Source organism: Nitrobacter vulgaris (genome assembly GCF_002028545.1).
Classification (GTDB): domain Bacteria; phylum Pseudomonadota; class Alphaproteobacteria; order Rhizobiales; family Xanthobacteraceae; genus Nitrobacter; species Nitrobacter vulgaris.
The window spans coordinates 1-6,106 of record NZ_MWPQ01000029.1; the positions used below are offsets into that span (position 1 = coordinate 1).

7 protein-coding genes are annotated in these 6,106 nt (G+C 57.9%); all 7 read left to right on the forward strand.

Going from position 1 to position 6,106, the window contains the following annotated elements:
- Positions 1-626, forward strand: a 626-nt coding sequence (locus tag B2M20_RS06790) for a GNAT family N-acetyltransferase (protein ID WP_244553445.1), incomplete at its 5' end; no start/stop codon positions are given.
- Positions 627-781: 155 nt separating this feature from the next.
- Positions 782-1,492 carry a Crp/Fnr family transcriptional regulator gene (locus B2M20_RS06795; RefSeq protein WP_079446321.1) on the forward strand — a complete coding sequence of 237 codons (711 nt, stop codon included), beginning with the start codon at positions 782-784 and terminating at the stop codon, positions 1,490-1,492.
- Positions 1,493-1,576: 84 nt separating this feature from the next.
- Positions 1,577-1,822, forward strand: a complete 246-nt coding sequence (locus B2M20_RS06800) for a hypothetical protein (RefSeq protein ID WP_079446322.1) — start codon at positions 1,577-1,579, stop codon at positions 1,820-1,822.
- A gap of 1,184 nt (positions 1,823-3,006) precedes the next feature.
- Positions 3,007-3,378 carry a 30S ribosomal protein S12 gene (rpsL, locus tag B2M20_RS06810; RefSeq protein WP_009797142.1) on the forward strand — a complete coding sequence of 124 codons (372 nt, stop codon included), beginning with the start codon at positions 3,007-3,009 and terminating at the stop codon, positions 3,376-3,378.
- A gap of 15 nt (positions 3,379-3,393) precedes the next feature.
- Positions 3,394-3,864, forward strand: a complete 471-nt coding sequence (gene rpsG, locus B2M20_RS06815; protein ID WP_079446324.1) for a 30S ribosomal protein S7 — start codon at positions 3,394-3,396, stop codon at positions 3,862-3,864.
- Between the two features lie 32 nt (positions 3,865-3,896).
- Positions 3,897-5,969 carry an elongation factor G gene (gene fusA / locus B2M20_RS06820; protein ID WP_079446325.1) on the forward strand — a complete coding sequence of 691 codons (2,073 nt, stop codon included), beginning with the start codon at positions 3,897-3,899 and terminating at the stop codon, positions 5,967-5,969.
- Positions 5,970-6,008: 39 nt separating this feature from the next.
- On the forward strand, positions 6,009-6,106 hold a 98-nt coding region (locus B2M20_RS18995), incomplete at its 3' end, for a GTP-binding protein (RefSeq protein WP_139372854.1).

Sequence of the window (6,106 nt, forward strand, 5' to 3'; positions counted from 1 at the left end):
TTAGCCAAAAGCAATCGCGACTCATCAAAGGCCTCCTGTCCGAGACCGTGAATCACAAACTCAGCGCCGAAGGAATCACTTTTATGGGTCCCGACCCTAGAGAGGCGTTCGAGACGTTTCTGAAGCTGGAAGCCGCAAGCTGGAAAGGAGCGCGCGGCACGGCTTTGTTATGCAAGTCCGCGGATGCAGCCTTCGCCAGGCAGATGATCGCCGCGCTCGCCGAACGGGGCAATGCTTCGGTTGCTTTGCTTCGTGTTGATCGGCAGGCTATCGCCGCGCAGGTGCTGATGTATTGCGGCGCTACGGCCTATACTTGGAAAACGGCCTTCAGTCATGACTACGCGAAATACTCACCCGGCGTGTTGCTGATCGACAAGATCACGGACGACCTGTTCTCCTCCGCGGGGATCGAAGCGATCGATTCCTGTTCCTACGAACGGAGCTTTATGGCTCAGCTCTGGGCGGGCCGCCGAAAGATGGTCGATCTGCTGGTCGATGTTGGGCCGGGTCGATCGCCGACGTTTTTGCTGGAAGCCATTCGCCAACGGGGCTACGGGCAACTCCGTCGGCTTCGCGACGAAGTTCGGAGTTGGTCGACGCCGGCCAACCCGAAAGCGACTAAATAAGTGACGTATCGCCTTCGGCTTACTTCGAAAGTGCAGCCGAGGAGCGATGCCGTATTTCGAGGTCGTCAATCCGGCGTGGCTTGCCTTTGGTTGCGCAAAGAACCAAACTGCGGCCGCCGGTTTGATCTGCCGCAAGAACCGGTGATCGTGAGACAATGGTGCACGGACCAAAGAACAGCCTTCTGGCGAGCATACCGGACACGGAATGGATCGAAATTCAGAAGCTGTGTGAGTTTGTCCAACTTCCGCTTGGTTGCGTGCTATACGAACCACGCGGCCCATTCGATTATGTGTACTTTCCCGAAACTGCGATCATCTCCAACCTCGCTCCGCTCAAGACCGACAGGACAGCTGAGACGTCGACCACGGGACGGGAGGGGATGATCAACGTCGGAGCCATCATGGGCGATGATCAATCCATGCATCGCGCCGTCGTCCAGGTTTCCGGCGACAGCATCCGGATTTCGTTTCGGGAATTTCAGGAGTTGCAAGCGCGTCTGCCAGTATTTCGGCGCAAGCTCAACGCCTACTCACGAGCGTTCCTTGCACAGGTGATGCAGTCCGTTGCGTGCAACGCCAGTCATACGCTTCTTCAGCGCTGCGCACGATGGCTGTTGAAGTCTCACGATCGCGTCGATGGTGACGAACTTCGACTTACGCAACAATTCCTGGCCGAAATGCTCGTGGTCAGCCGCGTGGCCGTTAATGCTGAGCTAAGAAAGTTTCAGCAATTGCAGGTTCTCACATATAGCCGCGGCATCATTACCATACTGGACCGTAGACTATTGGAGCGCACATCCTGCGAATGCTATCGCGCGGTCCGGCGCGAGTACGACAGGCTACTGCCTGGTTCTTTCACCAAATAAAATCCCGACTATGTAAACTAGTTGGCTATACGGTCGCTGTTTCCATCAGTACACAAAGAAATCCAATAATGGAGGAGTGCACCGATGCCGCGACACATCTCTTTTTACGATGAATCTCTGGGTAAGCAGATCGACGGTTCATACACTTCGGATGGCAAGGTGATCCATGCCGGTTCGGGAGATCTGGGTGCCAAAAGCGCCACCATTGGCCATCTTGGTAACGCCACCACGTTTCCCGTCGATCAGGTAGGGCAGGATCTTCTGGCTCAGAAGCTGCTGAGCGAGCTGGCTCATCGCGAAGCGAAGAACGGCCACGGTCACGGCCACTAGGTCAAAGTCAAATAGATGATGTGAGCCGCCATTGCGGTTCACATGTCATCGTCGCTTTCTGCCGCGGAGGCCCCCGTTGTGTTGGCCCCGCTGCAGGCAGCTGCGGTTAAAAAAACCGTATCTCAAGCTCCATTCAGGCGTTTCTGGTTTCCAGTGCTTCGTGCGCTACAGCCTCAGCAGCTTGGGCTCGTCATTCCCAGACGCGTTAATCATTTTGAAGTGGTAAGCGTCGCGTTCGCTTGCCTTGATCGGGTAACCTGCGGTCGCTGACGCGCTTGAGAAGCGGCGCCTGTTGCTCAGCTTATCTTCTGCGCGTGACGTGCGGTCATCCCCTAGCGACGACTCATTCGACTTCACCCGCCGGCGGACATCCCGCGATAACGAATTCCAGCCGTCGCAGGGGCGTCTGTCAGGACCAGTTCGGTCTGCGAGTCTGCAGATCCTAGCTCAATTTGAGTGGTTCCGTTTCGTGGCGGTCCTGTCAAAATCGACAGAAGATTCGCAGGGCTAGGGCGGCATTTTGATTCGACGCGCGATTGGGGATACTGCTCGGCGAGAAATCGGGCAGGAGCCGGATTCGGTGGTGTCCCTTTCTGGAGCAAGCTGGAGCGTCCGATGGTGGGGGGCCTGTCGCGACGAAAAGGCCATTGTTACGAACGATATCCGGCCATCGGCGTGCCGACGGTCCTGCCGAAACCGGGTGAGGCGGAAGGTGGTACGAAACGGTCAGAAGTGCTTTTGTTATGGCGTTTCAGCCTTGACTTGATGACTCGCCGTGGATAAAACCCGCGCACTTAACGGCAGGCGGTGAGCTCCACTAACGTCGGAACGGACCACCCTTTCTATCTGGTTTGATTGATAGAGACGGGCACCAACCTCGACGAATGCTGCTCAGACGCTGCCGAAATAGCTAGGCAATGCCAGGACGATGGTCATTCTCTTGAGCAAGATCTCTCGAGATTGATTTCGGATGCATGACCTCGGTGAAGGCCGACCGGTTCGTTCCGGTTGGCGTTGGTCGCGGTCCTCTGTGGCGTCGAAGCGCTTCCCGTTCAGCAGTGAACGGTTGGCGCGATTTCGTTTTGCGTGAAACCATTCATGCATCGCGAGCGGGTGAGCGGTAGCTCCGGACGAAGTGCGAAGCCGATCGGGGTTTCGCGTAAATATAAGGGTGAAGGCGAACGATGCCGACGATCAACCAACTGATCGCAAGTCCGCGCGTCATACAGAAGTCGCGCAAGAAGGTGCCTGCGTTGCAACAATCGCCGCAAAAGCGTGGCGTGTGCACGCGTGTTTACACCACGACTCCGAAGAAGCCCAATTCGGCGCTGCGCAAGGTCGCTAAGGTGCGCTTGACCAATGGCTTCGAGGTCATCGGTTATATCCCAGGTGAAGGGCACAACCTTCAGGAACATTCCGTGGTCATGATCCGTGGCGGCCGCGTGAAGGACTTGCCGGGCGTGCGCTATCACATCCTCCGCGGCGTCCTCGACACCCAGGGCGTCAAGAACCGCAAGCAGCGTCGTTCGAAGTACGGCGCGAAGCGTCCGAAATAAGCGGGAACAGAAACGATGTCGCGTCGCCATTCTGCCGAAAAGCGTGAAGTGCTCCCCGACCCGAAGTTCGGAAACGTCGTTATTACGAAGTTCATGAACTCGATTATGTATGCCGGGAAAAAGTCGGTCGCCGAAAGCATCGTCTACGGCGCGCTCGATCTGATCGAGGTCAAGACCAAACAAGGTCCGCTGACCGTGTTCGAACAAGCGCTCGAAAATGTCATGCCGACCATCGAAGTGCGGTCGCGTCGCGTCGGCGGTGCCACCTATCAGGTGCCGGTGGAGGTTCGTTCGACCCGCCGTCAGGCGCTCGGTATTCGTTGGCTGATTACGGCTGCGCGGGGGCGCAACGAAAAGACGATGACGGAGCGGCTCTCGGCCGAACTGCTCGATGCGTCGAACAACCGGGGCAGCGCGGTCAAGAAGCGGGAGGACGTGCACAAGATGGCGGAAGCCAACCGTGCGTTCTCGCACTATCGCTGGTAACGGCGACGCAACAGGAATTTAAGGACAGCTCCATGCCCCGCCAACATGCTATCGAGGATTACCGTAATTTCGGTATCATGGCGCATATCGACGCCGGCAAGACCACCACGACCGAGCGCATCCTTTATTACACCGGCAAGAGCCACAAGATCGGCGAAGTGCACGAAGGTGCCGCGACGATGGACTGGATGGCGCAGGAGCAGGAGCGCGGCATTACCATTACGTCGGCCGCGACCACCGCATTCTGGGACGGCAAACGTCTGAACATCATCGATACCCCCGGCCACGTCGACTTCACTATCGAGGTAGAGCGTAGTTTGCGGGTGCTCGACGGCGCCGTATGCGTGCTCGATAGCAACCAGGGTGTTGAGCCGCAGACCGAAACGGTTTGGCGTCAGGGCGACAAGTACAAGGTGCCGCGCATCGTCTTCTGTAACAAGATGGATAAGACCGGCGCCGACTTCTACAAGTGTCTGGCCGACATCGTCGATCGGCTCGGCGCGCGCCCGGTGGCGTTGCAGCTTCCGATCGGCTCGGAGAACAACTTCAAGGGAATGATCGACCTCGTCCGCATGAAGGCGCTGGTCTGGAACAACGAAGCGCTTGGTGCGATGTACGACATCGCCGAGATCCCCGCAGATCTTGCAGACAAGGCCAAGGAATATCGCGAGAAGCTGGTGGAAGCCGCCGTCGAGCTCGATGATGACGCCATGGCCGCCTACCTCGATGGCACCGAGCCGGATGAAGCTACCCTGAAGGGGCTGATCCGTAAGGCCGTCATCACCGGCGCGTTCTATCCCGTCCTGTGCGGTACGGCGTTCAAGAACAAGGGTGTGCAGCCGCTTCTTGACGCCGTGGTCGCTTACTTGCCGTCACCGCTCGACGTGCCCGCCATCAAGGGCACCGACGACAAGGGCAACGAGGTCGTTCGTCACGCCGACGACAAGGAGCCGATGTCGCTGTTGGCGTTCAAGATCATGGACGACCCGTTCGTCGGCACCATCACGTTCTGCCGCATCTACTCCGGCATTCTTCAGAGCGGCACAGGCGTGATCAACTCAACGCGCGAGAAGAAGGAGCGCATCGGCCGGATGCTGCTGATGCATGCGAACAATCGCGAGGACATCAAGGAAGCCTATGCCGGCGACATCGTCGCGCTGGCCGGCCTGAAGGAAGCGCGCACCGGTGACACGCTGTGCGATTCAGCTCATCCCGTGATCCTTGAAAAGATGGAGTTCCCTGATCCGGTCATCGAGATTGCGATCGAGCCGAAGTCCAAGGCTGACCAGGAAAAGCTCGGTGTCGCGCTGGCGAAACTCGCGGCGGAAGATCCGTCATTTCGTGTCTCCACCGATCAGGAGTCCGGCCAAACCATCCTCAAGGGCATGGGCGAGCTCCATCTCGACATCAAGGTTGATATCCTCAAGCGCACCTACAAGGTCGATGCCAACATCGGCGCGCCGCAGGTGGCGTTCCGCGAGCGGGTCACTAAGCGTGTCGAGCACAGCTACACCCACAAGAAACAGACCGGCGGCACCGGTCAGTTCGCGGCTGTTACGATCATTGTCGAGCCGAGCGAGCCTGGCAAAGGTTACGAGTTCGAGTCGAAGATCGTCGGCGGCGCGGTGCCCAAGGAATACATTCCCGGCGTTGAGAAGGGCATCGAGAGCGTGCTCGGCTCCGGCGTGGTTGCGGGCTTCCCGGTGGTCGATGTCAAGGTGCAACTCATCGACGGCAAATACCATGACGTCGACTCGTCGGCACTGGCGTTCGAAATCGCGACCCGCGCCTGTTTCCGCGAGGCGCTGCAGAAGGGCAAGTCGGTGCTGCTCGAGCCGATCATGAAGGTCGAGGTAGTGACGCCTGAAGACTATACCGGATCGGTCATCGGCGATCTCAACTCGCGACGCGGCCAGATCCAGGGTCAGGACATGCGCGGCAACGCTAACGTCATCAACGCGATGGTGCCGCTCATGAACATGTTCGGTTACGTGAATAACCTGCGCTCGATGAGCCAGGGGCGCGCCACCTTTACCATGCAGTTCGATCATTACGCTGAAGCGCCGGCGAATGTGTCGGCAGAAGTCCAGAAAAAGTTTGCCTGATTGTCGCTGGCGACAGTCAACGACTGAACGGAGAGTCAAATGGCCAAAGCGAAATTTGAACGTAACAAGCCGCATTGCAACATTGGGACGATTGGTCATGTTGATCATGGCAAGACGTCATTGACGGCTGCGATTAC